The organism is Alphaproteobacteria bacterium (genome assembly GCA_030740435.1).
Classification (GTDB): Bacteria; Pseudomonadota; Alphaproteobacteria; order UBA2966; family UBA2966.
In genome coordinates this window covers 1-2,201 of sequence record JASLXG010000141.1, presented here as the reverse complement: position 1 = coordinate 2,201, position 2,201 = coordinate 1, and the positions used below count along the sequence as shown (strand labels likewise).

General features: G+C 67.0%; 2 protein-coding genes. Both read right to left on the bottom strand.

Features of this window, described 5'->3' with window-relative positions:
* The coding region (locus tag QGG75_14520; GenBank protein MDP6068447.1) for a FecR domain-containing protein at positions 1-1,839 on the bottom strand (1,839 nt) is incomplete at its 3' end.
* A 12-nt stretch (positions 1,840-1,851) separates the two neighbouring features.
* A partial coding sequence (locus QGG75_14515) for a hypothetical protein (GenBank protein ID MDP6068446.1) occupies positions 1,852-2,201 on the bottom strand: 350 nt, incomplete at its 5' end.

Sequence of the window (2,201 nt, the reverse complement as noted above, 5' to 3'; positions counted from 1 at the left end):
ATCCTTCTTCTGCAAGGCGCCGCCGGAATAGCCGTGCATGTCCCGGGTGCTGCGCCGGCCCAGCGAGACGCTGGCCGGCAGCGCCAGGGCATTGGGGTGGTAGGTGGTGCTGGTGGTGCCGGTGGCGGGGTCTTCCACCAGGCCGCGGCCGAGGATGCTGTCGCTGGTGCTCACCCCGGCCCCCTCGATGACGAAAAAGTTGGGACTGGAGGAGCCAAAAAAATCATTGCCGGCGCCGTCGTCGGCCGAGGACACGTCGCCGTCGGTGTGGATGGAGTTGGCGCTGGTCGAAAGCCGGGCCATTCCCAGCATGCCACCGTCCAGGAAGGGGCGGCTCGAGGAATCCAGTTTGACCTCGCCACCGGCCACCACGATCACGGTTTTTTGGCTGGTGCCCTGGCCGCTGATCAACATGGTGCGGTGGCCCCAGGCACGCTGGGCAGTGCCGGAGATGGCCGTCGAGCCAGACGCTCCGGTGCCCCAGACGATGGCCGTGTCGGCCGTCGCTTCGCTGTCGGTCGGGCTCAGGCCGCCACTCAGCGCCGAGGTGGTAAGGGCGAAGTCGGATCCCAGCACGAAATCGTTCTGCAGCGCATAGTATGTGGCGCCCGTGGGCAGGCTGCCGGTGAAGGGCTGGCCGGCCCAGACCAGGACCTTGTGGTTGTCGCTCTGATCGGTCAGCTCGTAGAAGATGAACTGCTCGTCCGAGGATAGATGCCCCGTGCCGCTGAGCGTGCCGCTGCCGAAGGGGTTTGCGGTCGCCGTGGCGCTGAATTCGCTGCCCAACGTGTCGACGTTGGCGCTGAAGGCGCTGCCGCCGAAGGTGCCGCTGAAGACGCCACCCGAGATGGTGCCGTTCGACGACGATATGTTGAGGGTGGACGAAGTATCGTCGGTGCCCACCGTGGCCGGGCTGGTGGCGTGCTTGGCGCGGCCCTTGAAGGTGCCCGAAACGGTGACCGTGGTGTCCGGCGATGAGGTGCCGCCGGTGCTGTTCTGCGTGCCCTCTTCCTTGTCGGCGGTTTCCTCGACGGCTCCGGTATCGACGGCTCCGGTATCGTCATCGGCGCCGCTGGCGGCCGTGGTCGGGGCGACATCGTCGGGATCGTTGCTCGACCCCACCGCGGCCAACCCCGACTGGGCGACGTCGGAATCCTGGGGCGCATCCTCGCCCGAGGCGGCGGCACTCTCGGAGCTGCCCTCGAGGCCCGCCAGCGAGCCCTGAATCTGGGCGTCGGTGGCTGGCACCGGGTCGCTCGGCGGCCCGCCCCGGGCCGAGGTCTGAATGACGAAACCGGCCCGCGTCGCCGCTTTGGTGACGCCGCCCGCAGCCACGGTCATGGCGTCGCCAAAGAGGAAGGTGGCATCGGTGGCGCCGCTGGCCGCGATGTCGATGACGGCGATGCCGCCGCGGATGCCAATGGTCGCCGTCGGCGTCTTCAGTTGCACCGGTGTCTTCTTGCTGATGCGGCCGCCGACCAGGCGAAACAGGCCCTTGGTGGCGCGCAGCACGATCTTGCCAGTTTTTTGCGAGGGATCGTAGACGAACTCGTCCAGCACCACGTCGGAGTTGGGGCCGATGGTCAGCGCCGACTGGTCACGGAAAAGCATCTGCGTCTGGCCCGCTGCAGTGGTGACGATGCGCTCGCTGGCGAAGACGTTGATGCCGACGTTCAGGATCCGCGTTTGCCGGGCCGGCGGCGTGCCGGTGGCCTGCGGGTTGACGGCCGCGGCAACGCCGATCTCCAGGTTCTGGGCGCCGGCGCCGGAGGCGGCCAGGGCTGTTGCCGTGGCCAGGACGGCAGCCAGGAAAGCGCATCCCAATCGTGTTTTGGTCATCGGCGCTCTCCCCTAAAACCGCCAGGACGCGCCCAGCGAGACGATTTTGTTGTCGTATTCGTAGTTGGGCAGCTTCGACGTCACCCAGACGCGCGATAGATTGAGCAAAAGCGACCAGTCCTTGGTAAGCGGCGCCGCCGAAAGGAAGCTGGCCCGCCATTCGTGATCATACCGCGAGACGTTGGGGTCGACCGCCGGGTTGGGGCCGTGATAGCGCTTCAGCCCCCGGCCGCCCGTGAGCGACATGATCCAGGGCGCGGAGCGCACCGGCCACAACGGCTTGGGCATCATGAAGTTCTCGTGATAGCCCAGCGTCACATCCAGCTCGCGGTAGGCGTTGTAGGAAAAATCCGAAGACGTCA